Here is a 17,321-nt window from a genome sequence, read left to right on the forward strand (position 1 = left end):
ATGCGGTCCCGCAGCAGCCTGGGGCCGCCCGGTATTAGTTAGTGAATGTTAACTGAAATACGGAAGGCCCGCACCAGCAGCCGTTCCGGACCGGCCTGGAGGCACGCGTTAGGGTGGAATCCATGACCCGCCCGGACCCTGCCCCCGCCCTCCAGGACCCTGTACGCCGGGATGACCGGGCCAACCAGGCCGCACGGTCAGTGACCGCACTCTTTGGCCGTAGGCTGTTTTTCCTGCCGGGCACCCATCTGGGTGCCGTGCAGTGGCCCTCTCCCGCCTGGCGCCAGGACCCCAAGGGAGCCCTGGCGGGCCCGTGGCACTACTGGTGGCAGGCGCATTATGTCGACTGCCTGGTTGATGCGGGACGGCGGGAACTGGACAACGGCGCTACGCCGGCTGCCAGGTTCAACGGCCCCGGCCACCCGAGCGCCGGGCGGCTGGCATCCCGCCTGGTGGCCGGAATCCGCCTGCGCAACGCCTTTACGTTCGTCAATAACTATTACGACGACATGGCCTGGCTCGCACTGGCTACCCACCGGCTCGACACCCTCGCCGGGGAGGCACGCAGGCGCGGCCGCCGGCGCAACGCCCGCGTCCGCAGGTCCCTCACCCTGCAGTTCGAGGCCGCCTGCACCGGTGACCTGAACGGCGGTGCCTTCTGGAGCAAGAAACGGGATTTCAAGAACACCCCGGCCTCGGCGCCCATAGCGCTCCACTTTGCCCGGACCGGCAAGCCGGAGAAGGCCAGGGCCCTGCTGGACTGGCTGGATGCCACCCTTTTCGACCCGGCCCAGGGCCTGTACCTTGACGGCGCCCGGCTTGGCCCGGCCGGGGAAGTGCTGGTGGAACGCGCGGTCTACACCTACAACCAGGGCCCGGTGCTGGGCGCCCTCCTGGAAATGGGTGGGGAAGCGGACCTTGCCAGGGCAGCCGTGGTGGTGGATGCGGTGGACCGGCTGCTCACAGTCCCATCCCCCGCGGGGCAGCCACAGGCTCCCTCACCGGCAAACACGGCCGACGGCGGCCCATCCGCCCGGGTGGCCAGCGGCGGGAGCCGGGTGCTGCGCTGCGAGGGTTCGGGCGACGGCGGCCTGTTCACGGGAATCCTGTGCCGCTACCTTGCCCTGGCTGCCACGGACAGCAGGCTTCCTGCGCAGACCCGCGCCACCGCCGCCCGGCTGGTGACGGAAACGGCGGGGGCTTTCTGGTCCGGGAAGCGCACGGTGCAGGCCGGTGAAGGCGCGGGAAAGCACCACGGCGCCATCATCTTCTCCCAGCACGCCGCGAAAACGGCGGGCGAAACGTACCCCCCGGGGACCGTCGTCGAACTTTCCACCCAGCTGCAGGCGTGGATGGTCCTGGAGGCTGCGGCCACCCTGCCCTGCATTGCCGGTAATTAGGGCACGCAATAGTTTTGTAATTGTTGTGACTCTTGTCACTTAAAGCGGTTTCCGGTTTGTTGCTTAGGTTTGCCTACCCTACAGTTCCAAGCGTGGGCATCCTTCCCCCAGGCCCACCAGGACCCCGTCCGCCCGACGTTTCCCCAGAAAGCAGTCCCTCAATGAAGATCCGCAACAGCGCCCTGGCCGGCATCGCGCTCGCCGCCACCGCAGCACTTGGACTGACCGCCTGCGGCGGCAGCACCACCCCCGCAGCCACAGGCTCGTCCGCCGCCTCCGCTGGTGCGGACAACGGTGAAATCACTGTGTACAACGCCCAGCACGAGAGCCTGACCAAGGAATGGATCGACGGCTTCACGGCCGAGACCGGCATCAAGGTGACCATGCGGCAGGGCTCGGACACCGAGCTTTCCAACCAGATCATCCAGGAAGGCGAGGCGTCCCCGGCTGACGTGTTCCTGACGGAGAACTCCCCGGCCATGACCCAGGTGGAGAACGCCGGCCTGTTTGCGGACGTGGACGAAGCCACCATCACGCAGGTCCCCGAAGAGTTCCGCCCGTCCACCGGCAAGTGGACCGGCATCGCTGCCCGCTCCACCGTCCTGGTGTATGACAAGAACAAGCTGACCGAAGACCAGCTGCCCAAGTCCATGCTGGACCTGGCCAACCCGGAGTGGAAGGGCAAGTGGGCTGCATCCCCGTCCGGCGCCGACTTCCAGGCCATCGTCTCGGCGCTCCTGGAACTCAAGGGCGAGGCCGCCACGGAGGAATGGCTGAAGGGCATGAAGGAGAACTTCAAGGCCTACAAGGGCAACAGCACCGCCATGAAGGCAGTCAACGCCGGCGAAGTTGATGCCGCGCTGATCTACCACTACTACTACTACGGCGACCAGGCCAAGACCGGCGAGAACTCCAACAACGTCACCCCGTACTACTTCAAGAACCAGGATCCGGGTGCGTTCGTGTCCGTTTCCGGCGGCGGCGTCCTGAAGACCTCCAAGAACCAGGCTGCGGCCCAGGAGTTCCTGAAGTACGTCACCGGCACGAAGGGCCAGGAAATCCTGAAGGACGGCACCTCCTTCGAATACGCCATCGCCTCCGACGTTCCCGCGAACGAGAAGCTCGTTCCCATCGCAGAGCTGCAGGCGCCCACCGTGGATCCTGCCAAGCTGAACTCGGAGAAGGTCACCGAACTGATGACCTCGGCAGGACTCCTCTGATTTCGTGACACCTGATCTATCGGCTCCCCCACGGGGGAGCACGACGACGGCGGGCCGGGGCAGCAGCCCCCGCCCGCCTTTCGGCGTTTCTGCGGTGTCCGCCCTGGCAGTGCTGATTGCCCTGTTTTCGCTGGTCCCGCTGGGCTACGTGGCCTACATGACCGTGGCAACCGGCTGGGACACCGCCGTCGAACTCGTCTTCCGGCCGCGCGTGGCCGAACTGCTGCTGAACACCGTCCTGCTGATGGTTTTCACCGTCCCGCTGTGCCTGGTCCTGGGAGTTGCAGGCGCCTGGCTCGTGGAACGCACAACGCTGCGGGGTGCACGCATCTGGGCGGTATTGCTGGCTGCACCGCTGGCCATCCCGGCGTTCGTCAACAGCTACGCCTGGGTTTCCGCCATTCCGTCCCTTGGCGGCCTGGGCTCCGGCGTGCTGATCGCCACGCTCTCCTACTTCCCGCTGGTCTACATTCCGGCCGCTGCCGCCCTGAGCCGGCTGGACCCGGCCATTGAGCAGTCCGCGGCCGCGCTGGGCCTCGGCGCCTGGCGTACCTTCTTCCGGGTGGTCCTCCCCCAGCTCCGCATCGCCATGACCGGCGGCGCGCTCCTGGTGGCCCTGCACCTGCTGGCCGAGTACGGGGCGTTCGCGATGATCCGCTTCGATACCTTTACCACGGCGATCATGGTCCAGTACCAGTCGACCTTCAACGGTGCGGCCGGGAACATGCTGGCCAGCGTGCTGGTGTTTTTCTGCCTGCTCCTGCTGCTGGCTGAAGTCCGGAGCCGCGGGACCGCGCGGTACGCACGCATCGGCCCCGGAGCCCAGGCCAGGGCGCTGCGCCTGCCGCTGCACGTGTACCAGCTTCCTGCCCAGCTGTTCCTGCTGGCGCTCACGGCGCTGGCCTTCGGCCTGCCCCTGTTCTTCGTGCTGCGCTGGGTGGCTTCCGGCGGAACGGCCGCCTGGGCCGGGGACGAATTCCTCCCGGCCCTGCTCACAACACTCGGCTACGGCCTGGCGGGCGCCCTTGCCACCACCGTGGTGGCGTTCCCCATGGCCTACCTCGCTGTCCGCCATCCCGGCTGGTTCAGCAAGTCGCTGGAGCTCTCCAACTACATCACCAGCTCGCTGCCCGGCATTGTGGTGGGCCTGGCTTTCGTCACGGTGAGCATCCGGGTGGTTCCGGGCATCTACCAGAGCGCCGGGGTGCTGGTGGCGGCCTACGTGCTGCTGTTCCTGCCCCGCGCCCTGGTCAACCTCCGGGCCGGCCTGGCACAGGCACCCAAGGAACTGGACGAAGCGGCGCAGGCGCTGGGCAAGCCGCCGCTGGTGTCCTTTATCCGGGTGACACTGCGGCTGACGGCGCCGGCAGCCGCAGGCGGTGCGGCGCTGGTGTTCCTGGCCATCGCCAACGAACTCACCGCCACCTTGCTGCTGTCCCCCAACGGGACGCGCACCCTTGCCACCGAGTTCTGGAGCAAGAGCAGCGAAATCGACTACGCCGGCGCTGCGCCCTATGCGCTGCTGATGATCCTGCTCTCCGCCCCCATGACGTACCTTCTCTTCCAGCAGTCCAAGAAAGTAGCCGGACAGTGACAGAACAAGCCCCTTCCAGGTTGCCGGAGCCCCGGGTGGCCCCGTCCGTGGCACCCACCACGAACAGCCACCTGGAAATCACCGACGTCACGAAGAACTTCGGCAACCAGGCCGTCCTGAAGGGCGTCAACCTTTCCGTGGCCAGGGGCGGAACCACAGCCATTGTGGGACCCTCCGGATCGGGCAAGACCACCCTGCTGCGGCTGATTGCCGGTTTTGAGCATCCAGACACAGGGAGCATCGCTCTGAACGGCACCAAGGTGGCGGGCGACGGCGTGTGGGTGCCGGCGCACAAACGGCACATTGGGTACGTGGCACAGGACGGCGCATTGTTCCCGCACCTGAGCGTGGGGCAGAACATCGCGTTCGGACTGGACCAGGACCGCCTGCCGGGCGGCCGGCGGGCAGTGGCGGCACGGATCAGCGAACTGCTGGAGATGGTGTCCCTGGACCCGGCCATGGCCAAGCGCCGCCCGCACCAGCTCTCCGGCGGCCAGCAGCAGCGGGTTGCCCTGGCGCGGGCCCTGGCGCGCGAGCCGGAACTGATGCTCCTTGATGAACCTTTCTCCGCACTGGATGCGGGGCTCAGGGTGGCTACCCGCCGTGCCGTAGCCAAGGTCCTGAACGAGGCAGGGGTCACCACCATCCTGGTCACCCACGACCAGGCCGAGGCACTGTCCTTCGCAGACCAGGTGGCCGTTATGCGCGGCGGCAAGCTCGCCCAGATCGGCAACCCGTTCGTGGTGTACACCCGCCCCGCTGACCGTGCCACGGCGGAGTTCCTTGGCGACGCCGTCATCCTGGATGCCTGGCTTGAGGGGTCCTTGGCCACCTGCTCACTGGGGGCAATCCCCGTCCGCAGGCCGCCGGCGCAGGGCCGGGTGCAGCTGATGCTGAGGCCGGAGCAGATCCGGATTGCCGAGGACGCCGCCATCCGCGGGGTGGTGGTGGACACGGACTACTTTGGCCCGGAAACCACCGTCCGGCTGAAGCTATCGGTCCCGCCGCAGCTGGCCGCCAGCCCCGACCACCGCTACCCCGGCGGCGGCGAGATCATCACCATCCGGCACTGGAACGCGTCCATCGCCCGGCCGGGCATGGAGCTGTGCCTGCGCGTGGTAGGCGAAGGCGTGGCTTTCCCGCTCGATTCCTGAACAGGCTCGATTCCTGGACAGCAGGGCAGCGCGGGAACTTTCAGATCAGCGGATGGCAGCCAGCGGCGTGATGGCGCCGCTCCTGACGCTGACAGCAGCGCCTGACGCCGCAAGCCGGACCTCCTTGGCCCCCGCCAGCGGGAAGACCAACGACGTCAGCGTCCCGCGGCCGCCGTCCACGAACACTTCCACCGACGACCGGTCAATGTAGGCGGTCAGCCGAACCGTGTCCCCGCCGGTGCTGCCCTTAACCGAACTTACCTTCCGGTACCCCTCCGCCGGGCCCCCCGCGGCCTGCGCCACAGTGTCACCGTCCCGGACCACAAAAGCCTGCCCGGATGTGAAGTCGTAGCCCACAGTGGCGTAGGCCTTGCCGCCGCTTTGCAGGAGAATACGGGCTTCGCCGCTGCCGGATGCGGGTTTTTCCAGTTCCAGGTCCACCTTGTACGCGCCGCTGTCCGGAACGGGCAGCTCCTGTCCCGCACCTTCCCGGACGGTGCCCACGGGGATCTGTTCCGGATTGCCCTCAAGTGACTCCAGCGCAGGGGTGGGCGCCGAGACCAAAACCGGACGCCCGCCGTCGGTCACCAGCCGGATGTCACGCACCACGGAAGCCGCCCCGAACCACTCCCCGGTGGGCAGTTCCCGGGCGTACGCCCAGTTGTTCATCCAGCCGATGGCGTGCCGCGAAGCCTTCCGCTGCCCGTCCGTCAGGCGCGGGTCATCCCAGGTGACGGCGGCGTAGAAGTCCGTTCCGCCGTCGAGCCACTGGTGGTCTCCGGCATCCGGCGCAAAGTTCTTCCCGTCCCAGCTTCCCGTCCAGTACGCCAGCCCCGTGGTGCGGCCTTCACCGGAACCGTTGGCACTGGCGGCCAGCACCCACGTCCGTTTGGACGGGTCCCCGTCGACGTCCAGCTGGAAGAAGTCCGGGCATTCAAGGATGCCCAGCCCCTCGCGCTCAAAAGCGGAAACGTAGGTCCAGTCCTTGAGGTCCGGGGAGGTGTAGAAGCCGATCTTGTGGCCTTCGGCCAGCAGCATCAGCCACTGGTTGTTGGCGTCGTCGCGGACGATGCGGGGATCACGCCAGTGCTCTTCGCCAGGGTTGTCCATCACCGGATTCTGATCGTAGTTCTGGAAGCTGTGGCCGTTGTCCGTGGAGTAGAACAGTGATTGCCGCTGGACTCCGTCGTCCTGCTGGGTGAGGACCGCGATTACGGCTCCCTTGCCGAATCCGGCGGTGCCCTCCGTGTCCACCACTGCTGTGCCGGTCTCGATGTCGCCGAGCCCGTTGCGGAACTTCTCAATGGCCACGCCCTCGTTTTTCCAGTTGACCAGGTCGGTGCTGGTGGCGTGGAACCACTCGGTGCCGTTCCCTTCCGGATAGTCGGCGTTGTACAGGTAGTAGTAGTGCCACCGGCCGTCCAGGAAGAAGGGCTTCTGGGGATCGTTCATCCAGCGCTGTTCCGGGGTGAGGTGGTAGGCCGGGCGGTACTCGCCCGCCGGCGCCAAAAAGCGGTCCGCTCCTGGCTCGGGCCACGTCCTGTCCACGCCGAGGTCAGCCAGCAGGGCATCGCGTGCCTCGGTGCTGACGCAGTCCGGAAGACGCGCCGCTGCAGCATCCGCAACCGTGTCCGCGGCCGCGCTGCTTCGCAGGAAAACCTTGCCGTCCACGCGTGCTCCCGCCAGCCAGCCCCCGCCGCATTCAATGCTCCGCACATCTTCCGCGCCCTCAGCATCGAGCGCACGCCCACGGTCCGTGAGTGTGGCGTCGCCGCCTTCCAGCCACAGCGTCGCATAGCTGCCGGTGGCGTCCCTGGCCGTTTCCTGCGCGGACGCAACACTGTCCAGAACGCGGCCGGCAACGGCCGCGGGGCCTGTCCGGGCATTGCCGGCGAGCACCAGAGAAACCACCAGGACCAGGGCAGCGGCCAGGGCGGCACCCACCCAGATCAGGGGCCGGCGTTTAAGGGCAGGAGGTACGGGTCCGAGGATTTTTCGGGGCATGGTTTTCGATCCGTCGCTGAACGCACAAGTGCCGCTCCCCAGCAGGGGAACGGCACCAGCGCAAGTGAACCGTCAATTTTACAGGCATGCCGGCAGGAACCCAACCGGGCACAGATTCCCGGATCCCCCGTGCGGTCAGCCCAGGCCCTCCGGACGCTTCTTCTGCGGATACAGCGATTCCCCGCGCGCCAGCATCGCCACGAATTCGGCAATCCTCTTCTCGCGCGTAGCGGGCCGCACGGCGGAGTTGACCCGGTAGATCATCGCGAACCGGTTTGTCCCCGTGAGGACATCGAACATCGCCTGGGCGGCGGGAACCGCGGCGACGGCAGCGGCCAGATCCGCTGGAACTTCGGCCACCGCCTGGCCGCCATACGCATTGTCCCAGCGGCCGTCGGCTTTCGCCTTGTTCACGGCCGCCCATCCGGCGTCGGTCATCCGGCCTGCCGCGTCCAGCCGCGCCACATGGCCCACGTTCCTCGCAGACCACGGGCTCCTGGGACGGCGGGGCGTCATCCGCTGGAACGACGTCTGCTCATCGCGGCGGCGCGCCTGGCCATCGATCCAGCCGAAGCACAGGGCCTCATCCAGCGCCGCGGCGTAATCCAGTTCCGTGGCGTTTCCGCCCTTCTTGTGCAGCACCAGCCACACCCCCGGGCTGGTGCTGTGGTTGGTCTCCAGCCAGCTGCGCCACGCCGCCGCGTCCGGCAGCAGCAACTCCTCAAGTTCAACGGCCATGACCCTATTCTGCCCCCGCACCTGGGCATCACTGCAGCCCCTCTCCACAAGGGCCAGTGGCGTGGCATCATGGGCCTAAAGGTCCTGGCTACCGAGGATTAAGGAAAAACCGATGCTCCGTGTGCGCCCCCTCCATTTCACGTCCAGGATGGATTCCTGGGACCGGCTCCTCACCGCCCTGGGCATGGTCCGGACCGAGGACGACGCCGGTTGGCAGGTTTTCGACGCAGGCTCGGGACGCCTGGCCCTCCACGCGGTTCCCGAGGGTGCCCAGGACGGCAGCACAGCCCTGGCGGTGGAGGTGGGAGACCTGGCGGAGTTCGCCCGGCGGACCAACCTGGCCGCTGAAGCGGACGGGGCTGCGCCGGCCGAACTGGTCACCGCGGACCATGGCGAATCCTGCCGGATCACGGCGCCCGACGGTTTCAGCTTCCTTGCGGACAAAGCCGCCCATGCCGCCCAGTGCGCCGACGCCGATCCTGCCCTGGCCGTCGTCGGGGTCTGGTTCACGGAGGATCCTGCGTCCGCCTCCCGCACCCTGCACCAGGTGGGCGCGCGGCCGCGCCCGGTTCCGGACCAGGACGACACCGCCGACTTCACCGCCAAGAACGGCGGCGTCCTGATGGTCCGCCCGGCCTCGGGAACGCCGCGTTCCGGCCTGGGATTTGAGTACGACGGCGGGCTGGAGCCTTTGCGGGAACGGCTCGCCTCGGCAGGCATCCAGGCCGGCATCACGGAGGAAGCCTTCGCGCGCACCCTCCACGTTGCCAACCCCGATGCCGGTGCGGGGGCAGCCGCGCACGTGCCGGCGACGCTCTGGATCTCGCAGCGGCACCCATGACAGAGAGACCGCAAGAACCGACGCATTCCGCCGGCAGCTGAGTCCCACCCGTCACGCAGCGTCCCATGGGGTAGAACTTAACCATGAACGTGCGCACCCCTGACCCGAATCCCGGCTGGCTCTCCGAAGAAGACCTCTTTGAGGCACGCGGGCGGCTGCCCATGGTCTACGTGGAGGCTGTGCCGGTCAGGCTGGACCCGCTGGGCTTCGTCAACGAGGTAGGAACCCTGCTCCAGGCGGACGAGGACGGAACCATGGTCCGTTCGCTGGTCTCGGGCCGCGTCATCTACCGCGAAACCATCCGCGCTGCCCTGCTGCGGCACATGGAAAAGGACCTGGGACCCCTGGCATTCCCGCAGCTGCCCATCAGCCCGGTCCCCTTCACCGTTGCGGAATACTTCCCGGCGCCGTCCCAGACCGGCTTCACGGACGAACGGCAACACGCCGTGGCCCTGGCCTACGTCATCCCGGTAACGGGCGAATGCGAGCCCCGCCAGGATGCCCTGGAGCTGACCTGGATGACCCCCGAGGAAGTCCTCAGCCCCGGCGTCCAGATGGAGTTCGTGGGCGGCCGCGGCAGCCTCATCCGCCAGGCGCTGGCCTTCGCCGGCGTTGGCTTCTGACACATACCGCGGAACCTGGGGGTCCCCGATTTTAGGCGCCCGCCTTTGTAGACTGTAGGGCGGACCGCAAGAGAACCTAAGGACTCCCATGACCGAAACACCAGCCGCCAGGCACCATCTTGAACAGCAGGCTGGATCTCTGACCACCGGCACCCACATAGTCCTGCCCGACGGCGGGCGGACGGCGGAAGTCCATCAGGTTGAGCTTGAGCGGGACGACTTCGGAGCGCCCGCACTGGTGCTCGCCAGCCTTACCGGCGGCGGAACCCTGCGCATCGCCGTGGGCACCACGGTGACCGTTGTGGACGGAAACCCCGACGCCGTCACCCAGCTTCCGCGTGCAGCCCGCCCTGGGCAGGAGACTGGGCAGGGCTCAGGGAAGGCGCGGCCCAGGCAGCTCCGCGAAGAGCCGGCGGCCGCTGCCCCCGCTCCCGCCGTCGTCGTGCCTCCCCTCCCGCCGGTCCCGCCTGCCCTCAGCGGACCCAGCGAAGAGGACCTGGCACTGATTCCCGCCCCGCAGGGAACCCCGGAATCCGTGGTGGAGGCTGCCGCGGAAGCCCACCCTGACGCGATGGGCGTCCTGCTGCTCTCCGACCGCCTGGCGAAGGGCGTCAATTTCAAGTCCGGCAGCTGCCTGAAGGACCTGAGCGATCTCGCCCACGAACTGTTCATCACCCTCAAGGACGCCGATGGCTCGCTGGCGGTGGCGGACCTCCTCAACGTCCTCCCCTTCGACGGGAACCCCGGCCGCTGGGCATCCGTGGAGGCATCCCTGGCGCTCTCCAGCTACATCTGCCGCCAGAACGGCCAGCCGGAGCGGGCCGAGGTGTACGAGAAGCTGATCCGGACCCCGGAAAACCAGGAAACGGACCCGTTCAAGGCCAGGATGGCTGCCAAGGTACGGCAGCGCTCACTCAATGAGCCCAACCTGTACGACAAGGAAATCTTCCGCTCCATCGACAACTCCAACCATGACGCCGAGCGCGAATGGCGGCTGCTGCGGCTGGAATCCCTGCTGTTTTTGCGTGCCCACGGCGGCTCCGAAACCATCGGGATGGTCGAGCTGGAGCGGCGCATCAGCAACGAGCTTGAGGCCGTCCGCGCCTGACTCCGGGCCTCCCCGATGGCTTGGTGGCCGGTCAGGTAATTTGGCCCCTACCCGGCGCCGGGCCGGAGTTGTACATTCGGGGCTATGACGAACAATCTCAGCGTAGTGATCAACGCCGACGCGCCGCAGGTCTGGACCATGCTGCGTGAACCGTCCAAGGTAGCCCAATGGCATGGCTGGCAGGCAGAGGACCTGGACTCCGAGATCAAGGAGATCTACTTCTCCGGCGATGTCCAGGAGTCGCCTGACCACACCAGCCTTACGGTCCATGGCGGGGACGTCTTTGAGTTGAAACCCGTGCCCAACGGAACGCAGGTCAGCGTGACCCGGGGGGCGCTGGACCACGATTCCGAGTGGGCTGCCTGGGACGAGGACATCACCCAGGGATGGCTCACGTTCCTCCAGCAGCTCCGGTTTGCCTTGGAACGCCATCCGCACGGCAAACGCCACACCCTGTTCCTGCACCTCACGGAGGGGCAGGGCTCCGCGATCGAAAAGCTTGGGCTTTCCGATCTCCCGGCGCCCGGCGAAAACTACCAGGTGAAGCTGGGGACCGGCGAGGAGATCAGCGGCAAGGTCTGGTACCGGACCAGCCACCAGGTGGGGCTCACTGTCCACAACTATGCCGAGCATGGGGAGGGACTCCTGGTGGTGGCCGACCATCCCGCGATCAAGGACGTGCGCGCGGAAGGTGAAGGCTCCCTGGTCATCGTTTCCACCTACGACCTGGGCGCCGCAAGGCTCGAATCGGTACGCTCCTCCTGGGATGGCTGGCGGGCTGAGAACTACCCCGCGTCCGAACCGGTCAGCTGACCGGGCCGGTAGCCGAGCGGTTGCCGGGCGGTTGCCGGGACGGGGCGGAATGCTGGCACACTTGTACGGTGCCAGCCAACCCTGCCCCAGCTCCCTTCCCTGCCGCCGCCCCGGCTCAAACTGCCCCGACGGAAGCGGCCCCGTGGACTGCGGCCGGCGCCGCAGCGGACCGGCAGTCGGAATTCTCCTTCCGGGTTGGTACCCGCCTCGGTGATAACTGCCCGCCATCCGCTGCCCAGATTGCCTCCAACGGCGGCCAGTTCCTGGGACGGACCGGCACCATCTCCACGCCCCACGGTGAGATCCAGACCCCGGCGTTCATCGCCGTCGGGACCAAAGCCACCGTCAAGGCGGTGCTGCCCGAGGCCGTAGCGGACCTCGGCGCGCAGGCTGTGCTGGCCAACGCCTACCACCTGTACCTGCAGCCGGGCGCTGACATCCTGGACGAGGCAGGCGGCCTGGGCGCCTTTATGAACTGGTCCGGGCCCACCTTCACGGACTCCGGCGGATTCCAGGTGATGAGCCTGGGCTCGGGTTTCAAGAAGGTCATCGACATGAACACCGTTACTGCCGCGGGCGCCCCCGGCCCGGATGACGCCGTCGCCCCCGGGAAGGAACGCCTGGCCCACATTGACGACGACGGCGTGTGGTTCAAGAGCCACCTCAACGGCGACCGGCACCGGTTCTCCCCCGAAATTTCCATGCAGGTGCAGCACCAGATCGGGGCGGACATCATGTTCGCTTTCGATGAGCTGACCACCCTCCAGAACTCCCGCAGGTACCAGGAGGAATCGCTAGAGCGCACCCGCCTGTGGGCGCTGAGGTGCCTCGAGGAGCACTTCCGGCTGACGTCGTCCCGGATTGGGAAGCCGTACCAGGCCCTGTTCGGCGTGATCCAGGGCGCGCAGTACGAGGACCTGCGCCGCAAGGCGTGCCGGGACCTGGGCGCGATGCCGTTCGACGGGTTCGGCATCGGCGGGGCACTTGAGAAGGAGAATCTGGGCGCCATTGTCCGCTGGTGCAACGAGGAACTGCCCGAGGACAAGCCGCGCCACCTGCTGGGCATCTCCGAACCGGACGACATCTTCACGGCCATCGAGAACGGCGCGGACACCTTTGACTGCGTCTCCCCCACGCGGGTGGCCCGGAACTCCGCCTTCTATACGCCGCAAGGACGATTCAACCTCTCCGGGGCCAGGTACAAGCGCGATTTCGGCCCGCTGCAGGACGGCTGCGACTGCTACGCCTGCACCAACTACTCGCGGGCCTACATCCACCACCTTTTCAAGGCAAAGGAGATGCTTTCCGCCACGCTGATCTCCATCCACAACGAACGGTTCGTGGTGAAGATGGTGGACGACGCCCGCCTGGCCATCGAGGACGGGACGTTCTTCGACTTCAAGGCCGAGACGCTGGGGCAGTACTACTCGTAGCCTGCCCGGCGCAGGCAAGCGGCCGCACGGGCAGGCAGGCGTCGGCGCGCCGCCAAGGGACCGCCGTCGTCAGCTGTTCCGGTATCCTGACCCGATGCTGATCGAGATCCCTGCCGCTGAAGGCACTGCCGAGGCCCTGGTGGCGCGCCCGTCCACGGGCACCGGCCCGTTCCCCGGCGTCATCCTGTACATGGACGCCTTTGGCCTTCGGCCGCGCATCGGGGACATGGCCCAGCGCGTTGCCGACTGGGGCTATGTGGTCCTGGCCCCTAACGTCTTCTACCGCGAAGGGACAGCGGCGGAGCTGGCACCGCACGGGGACATGACCACGCCGGAGGGCAGGCAGGCGGCCGGCAAGGCGGCCTTTCCCCGGGTGGGCCGCCTCACCACGGACAAGGCGCTGCCGGACATCGATGCCTGGGTGGCGGCCCTCGAAACGCTCGACGGCGTTGCGCCGGGTCCGATCGGCGCCTTTGGCTATTGCATGGGCGCCAGACTCGCGGTGCGCACCGCCACGGCACACCCGGAAGTGATGGCAGCCTGTGGCGGATTCCACGGCGGAGGGCTGGCAACAGACGAGCCGGACAGCCCGCACCTGGGGCTGGGCAGGGCGAAGGCGCGGTTCGTGTTCGGCCACGCCGACCATGACCACAGCATGGGCCCCGACGCCGTCGCCCGGCTGGGTAAGGCCCTCGATGCGGCGGGCCTTGCGTCATCCAACCAGGTCTACAGCGGCGCATCCCATGGCTACTCAATGGCTGACACGTCAGCCTTCCACGAGGAGGCGACGGAACGGCACTTCCGGGAACTGCGGGCCCTGCTCGACGGGACGCTCAAGGGCGGCGGCTAAGCTGCGTTCGTCACCGCTGCCGTCGGGACCCCGTAGCTCGGTTCGCGCTTCTTCACCCACCGGATCACCAGCGACGTCACCGGGACCAGGATGAACTCCACCAGGGTCTTGTACACGAAGCCCACCACCACGTAGTTCACAAACGTCGCGGCATCCGTTATTCCGATCACCGAGGCGGCGATGCTGCAGAAGATCAGCGTGTCCACGAACTCGCCGGCCACCGAGGAACCCATGATGCGGGCCCACAGGGACTTCTCGCCGGAGCGTGCCTTCATCCGCACCATGATCCAGGAGTTGATGGTCTGCCCGGCCAGGAAGGCCAGCAGCGATGCCAGCACAATCTGCGGAACCGGGCCGAGCGCGCCCTCCAGGGCGGCCTGCTTGGAGATTCCGAACTCGTCATCGAAGCCGGGGAGGGCAATGATCGCCCAGTAGCAGAGCGATGCGAAGACGGACAGCCCGAAGGTGGTGAGGATGGCTTTGCGTGCCACCTTGAATCCGTAGACCTCGCTGATGACGTCGCCCAGGATGTAGGCCAGCGGGAAGAGGAAGAACCCTCCGTCGGTGATGATCGGCCCGATGGCCACTCCCTTGGACGCCCCGATGTTGGACAGGATCAGCACAACCGCCATGACGGCCAGCATGATGCCGAAGTACGGGGAGCCGATCGAGGCGAACCGTGGGCGGTCCGGAACTGAAGGTTTCTGGGGCAGGGCGTGGTGGCCTGGAGTTGAGGTCATGGCGGGGTCCGTTCGTAGTGGTTCGCTCGGTGCCCGAAGAGCGGGGACACCGGCTGTATTAGCACTGTCCCCCAATTCTCCCACTGCGGGAGCGGGTGCCGTGCGGCCACCCTGATGAACTCAATCTGAACGTGTTCAAATCTGTGGTACTTTTCTTGAACACGTTCAAATTCGAGGGAAGTCCATGACTGTAAAGAGCGAGCAGACGCGTCAGCTGGTGGCCGGCGTCGCCCTGCGGATGTTCCGGGAGATCGGCTTCGCCAAGACCACCATGCGGGCCATCGCAGCCGAGGCGGGCGTCTCGGTGGGCAACGCCTATTACTACTTCGCATCAAAGGATGACCTGGTGCAGGAGCTGTATCTGCAGGTACAGGCGGATCATGCGGCCAGGGCCGCCGAAGCGCTCGAGGATGCTGTCGACCTCACCGGCAGGCTCAAGGCCACCCTCCATACAGGCCTGGACGCCATGGCCCCCTACCACCGGTTTGGCGGCGACTTCATAGCTACGGCCATCCGCCCGACGTCCCCGGTAAATCCTTTCGCCGCCGGTTCAACGGCGGCCCGCGAGGCGTCGCTGGCCATCTTCCGCACGGCAGTTGAGGCAGCGAAGCCTCCGGCACCTAAAAAGCTCAGGTCCGATCTTCCGGAGCTGCTGTGGCTTTGTTATATGGCCGTCACCCTCTTCTGGGTATACGACACGTCCGAAGGGCAGCAGCGGACCAGGCGGCTGGTGGATGGCGCCGTCCCGCTGATCACACGGGGACTCTCACTGGTGCGGATGCCGGGCGTGGGCAGGATCCTGGACGACTTCCTGAGCCTGAGCCGCAGCATCCGCAGCTAAACCGAAACAAACACATTGGGGGAAAAATGAGCGGCACCAGAACGGTGGTACTGGCGGGAGCCTCCGGTTTCATCGGAAGGTACTTTCGGGCGCGGTTCGAGAAGGACGGCTGGACCGTGCGCACCATTAGCCGCAGAGGTTCCAAGGGCGCACCGTCGGCCGCGTGGGGTGACGACGACGTCCGCCTTGCCCGCGTGCTGGACGGCGCGGAACTTCTCGTCAACCTCGCCGGACGCTCAGTCTCCTGCCGCTACAACGACCGGAACAAGGCCGCCATACTGGAGTCCCGCGTTTCCACCACGGCGGCACTTGGCCGTGCCATCGCACTCTGCCGGCAGCCGCCGTCCACCTGGCTCAATGCGAGCACCGGCACCATCTACCGCAACGCCGTCGACCGCCCGCAGTCGGAAGGTGACGGCGAACCCGGAACGGGATTCTCCGTGGACGTTGCCCGTGCCTGGGAAGCGGAACTCGACGCCGCCGTGACGCCGGGGACACGCAAGATTCCGCTGCGGATCGCCATCGTCCTAGGCCGCGGAGGCGGCGCGCTGCGGCCGTTCGCCAACCTGGCCCGGCTGGGCTTGGGCGGCCGGATGGGGCCAGGCACGCAGAAATTCAGCTGGATCCATGTGGAGGATCTGTACCGGTGTGTCCGTTTCCTGCATGCGCGGAAGGACATCACCGGGCCGGTGAACGTGGCTTCGCCGGATGTGGTGACAAACCGCGAACTGATGCGCATGGTCCGCCGTGCCTACGGGGCCCGGTTCGGCATCCCCACTCCCGCCTGGCTGCTGCGGCTCGGTGCCGTACTGATCCGGACAGAGACGGAACTGGTCCTGAAGAGCCGCTGGGTCCAGCCGGAGAAGCTGCTGGACGCGGGCTTCGTCTACAGCCAGCCAGAACTGGGCCGCGCGCTCCAGCAGATCGCCAAAGCCAGGTGAGCCGGCCGCACAGCCAGCCGGCCTTGGAATCCTGACCAGCAGCACGTCCAGATGCTGTACGGCCCCACAAAGCGGGCGTTCGACGGCGGATGGCAGGATGGTGCCATGACTTCCGTTTCCGTTGACGCACCACAGTCCGCTGCTGCTCCGGCAGTTGTCCTGACCATTGCAGGGTCCGAAGCCACCGGCGGCGCCGGCGCCCAGGCCGACCTGAAGACGTTCCAGGAGCTGGGCGTCTTTGGCATCGCCAACCTGACCTGCATCGTCTCGTTCGACCCGAACGACAACTGGAACCACCGGTTTGTCCCCGTGGACCAGCAGGTCATCGCGGACCAGCTGGAAGCCACCACGGCCGCTTACGGGCCGGCCCTAGACGGGAAGTCCGTGCCCGGACGGCCGGTGCTGGACACCGTCAAAATCGGGATGCTGGGCAGCCCCGCCACGATCGCCACCGTGGCTGGTGCGCTGGAAGCCAACAGTTTTGGCAACGTGGTCCTGGATCCGGTCCTGATCTGCAAGGGCCAGGAGCCCGGGCATGCGCTGGATACGGACCAGGCCCTCAAAGCTCAGATCCTGCCGCTGGCCACCTTTGTCACGCCCAACCACTTCGAAGCCGAGTCGCTGTCGGGCCTGGAAATCACCGATGTCGAGTCCCTCAAGGCCGCCGCCATCCGCATCCACGAGATCAGTGGGGCAGCCGTACTCGCCAAGGGCGGGGTGCGGCTGGAAGGCCCGGACGCCGTCGACGTGTTCTACGACGGCGAAACCCTGGAAGTCCTGAGCGCGCCCAAGGTGGGCGAGGCGGCTGTCTCCGGCGCCGGCTGCTCGCTGGCTGCCGCAGTGACCGCGGAACTCGCCAAGGGGGCATCTCCGCTCGACGCAGCCCGCACAGCCAAGGACTTTGTCACCGCGGGAATCCGCAACCGCGTCGCGTCCGGTGCTCCCTTTGATGCGCTATGGCAGGGCGGCGCCCGCTAACCCGCCACCCAGCACCGGACGCTCTCTCAGCTAATGTGCGTTT

General features: G+C 67.0%; 16 protein-coding genes. 13 read left to right on the forward strand and 3 right to left on the reverse strand.

Annotation, left to right across the window (positions count from 1 at the left end; translation table 11 throughout):
• Positions 1–122: 122 nt before the first annotated feature.
• The 4 genes from WHH00_RS15580 to WHH00_RS15595 all read left to right on the forward strand — a co-directional run bounded on the left by WHH00_RS15580 (position 123) and on the right by WHH00_RS15595 (position 5,368).
• Entirely contained in the window at positions 123–1,400 is a 1,278-nt protein-coding gene (locus WHH00_RS15580; protein ID WP_406634174.1) for a glycoside hydrolase family 76 protein, read from the forward strand.
• A 161-nt stretch (positions 1,401–1,561) separates the two neighbouring features.
• On the forward strand, positions 1,562–2,620 hold the full coding sequence (locus WHH00_RS15585; RefSeq protein ID WP_406634176.1) for an iron ABC transporter substrate-binding protein: 1,059 nt from the start codon (positions 1,562–1,564) through the stop codon (positions 2,618–2,620).
• 4 nt (positions 2,621–2,624) lie between these two features.
• A complete protein-coding gene (locus tag WHH00_RS15590; protein WP_406634178.1) occupies positions 2,625–4,214 on the forward strand; it encodes an ABC transporter permease in 1,590 nt (529 codons plus the stop codon).
• Positions 4,211–5,368: an ABC transporter ATP-binding protein gene (locus WHH00_RS15595; RefSeq protein ID WP_406634180.1), complete on the forward strand. Its 1,158-nt coding sequence runs from the start codon at positions 4,211–4,213 to the stop codon at positions 5,366–5,368. Before WHH00_RS15590 ends, WHH00_RS15595 begins: the two co-directional genes overlap by 4 nt.
• 45 nt (positions 5,369–5,413) lie before the next feature.
• Here WHH00_RS15595 and WHH00_RS15600 read toward each other — a convergent pair whose 3' ends face one another.
• Together WHH00_RS15600 and WHH00_RS15605 are read right to left on the reverse strand one after the other, a co-directional pair.
• Entirely contained in the window at positions 5,414–7,372 is a 1,959-nt protein-coding gene (locus WHH00_RS15600; RefSeq protein ID WP_406634182.1) for a glycoside hydrolase family 32 protein, read from the reverse strand.
• A 135-nt stretch (positions 7,373–7,507) separates the two neighbouring features.
• Positions 7,508–8,110 (reverse strand): YdeI/OmpD-associated family protein, encoded by a 603-nt coding sequence (locus WHH00_RS15605; RefSeq protein ID WP_406634184.1) that lies wholly within the window; start codon positions 8,108–8,110, stop codon positions 7,508–7,510.
• Positions 8,111–8,222: 112 nt separating this feature from the next.
• On the opposite strand from WHH00_RS15605, the gene WHH00_RS15610 reads away from it, so the two are divergent.
• From WHH00_RS15610 to WHH00_RS15635, 6 genes are all read left to right on the forward strand, one after another.
• Positions 8,223–8,951 (forward strand): VOC family protein, encoded by a 729-nt coding sequence (locus WHH00_RS15610; RefSeq protein WP_406634186.1) that lies wholly within the window; start codon positions 8,223–8,225, stop codon positions 8,949–8,951.
• 83 nt (positions 8,952–9,034) lie between these two features.
• On the forward strand, positions 9,035–9,574 hold the full coding sequence (locus tag WHH00_RS15615; RefSeq protein WP_066273708.1) for an NUDIX hydrolase family protein: 540 nt from the start codon (positions 9,035–9,037) through the stop codon (positions 9,572–9,574).
• An 88-nt stretch (positions 9,575–9,662) separates the two neighbouring features.
• Positions 9,663–10,682, forward strand: coding sequence for a DUF6707 family protein (locus WHH00_RS15620; RefSeq protein WP_406634188.1), 1,020 nt, complete (start codon positions 9,663–9,665; stop codon positions 10,680–10,682).
• An 84-nt stretch (positions 10,683–10,766) separates the two neighbouring features.
• Entirely contained in the window at positions 10,767–11,495 is a 729-nt protein-coding gene (locus WHH00_RS15625) for an SRPBCC domain-containing protein (protein ID WP_406634190.1), read from the forward strand.
• 68 nt (positions 11,496–11,563) lie between these two features.
• Entirely contained in the window at positions 11,564–12,928 is a 1,365-nt protein-coding gene (tgt, locus tag WHH00_RS15630; protein ID WP_406634192.1) for a tRNA guanosine(34) transglycosylase Tgt, read from the forward strand.
• A 94-nt stretch (positions 12,929–13,022) separates the two neighbouring features.
• Positions 13,023–13,778 (forward strand): dienelactone hydrolase family protein, encoded by a 756-nt coding sequence (locus tag WHH00_RS15635; protein ID WP_406634194.1) that lies wholly within the window; start codon positions 13,023–13,025, stop codon positions 13,776–13,778.
• Here the strand turns inward: WHH00_RS15635 and WHH00_RS15640 are convergent.
• A complete protein-coding gene (locus tag WHH00_RS15640; protein WP_406634196.1) occupies positions 13,775–14,518 on the reverse strand; it encodes a queuosine precursor transporter in 744 nt (247 codons plus the stop codon). The genes WHH00_RS15635 and WHH00_RS15640 overlap by 4 nt on opposite strands.
• Before the next feature lie 184 nt (positions 14,519–14,702).
• Here WHH00_RS15640 and WHH00_RS15645 point away from each other — a divergent pair, with 184 nt between their 5' ends.
• The 3 genes from WHH00_RS15645 (at position 14,703) to WHH00_RS15655 (ending at position 17,278) form a co-directional block, all read left to right on the forward strand.
• Positions 14,703–15,359 (forward strand): TetR family transcriptional regulator, encoded by a 657-nt coding sequence (locus WHH00_RS15645; protein WP_406634198.1) that lies wholly within the window; start codon positions 14,703–14,705, stop codon positions 15,357–15,359.
• 26 nt (positions 15,360–15,385) lie between these two features.
• Positions 15,386–16,300 carry a TIGR01777 family oxidoreductase gene (locus WHH00_RS15650; protein ID WP_406634200.1) on the forward strand — a complete coding sequence of 305 codons (915 nt, stop codon included), beginning with the start codon at positions 15,386–15,388 and terminating at the stop codon, positions 16,298–16,300.
• 105 nt (positions 16,301–16,405) lie between these two features.
• On the forward strand, positions 16,406–17,278 hold the full coding sequence (locus WHH00_RS15655) for a hydroxymethylpyrimidine/phosphomethylpyrimidine kinase (protein WP_406634202.1): 873 nt from the start codon (positions 16,406–16,408) through the stop codon (positions 17,276–17,278).
• The last annotated feature ends 43 nt before the right edge of the window (positions 17,279–17,321 follow it).

Origin of the sequence: Pseudarthrobacter quantipunctorum (assembly GCF_045291495.1) — a bacterium.
Taxonomy (GTDB): domain Bacteria; phylum Actinomycetota; class Actinomycetes; order Actinomycetales; family Micrococcaceae; genus Arthrobacter; species Arthrobacter quantipunctorum.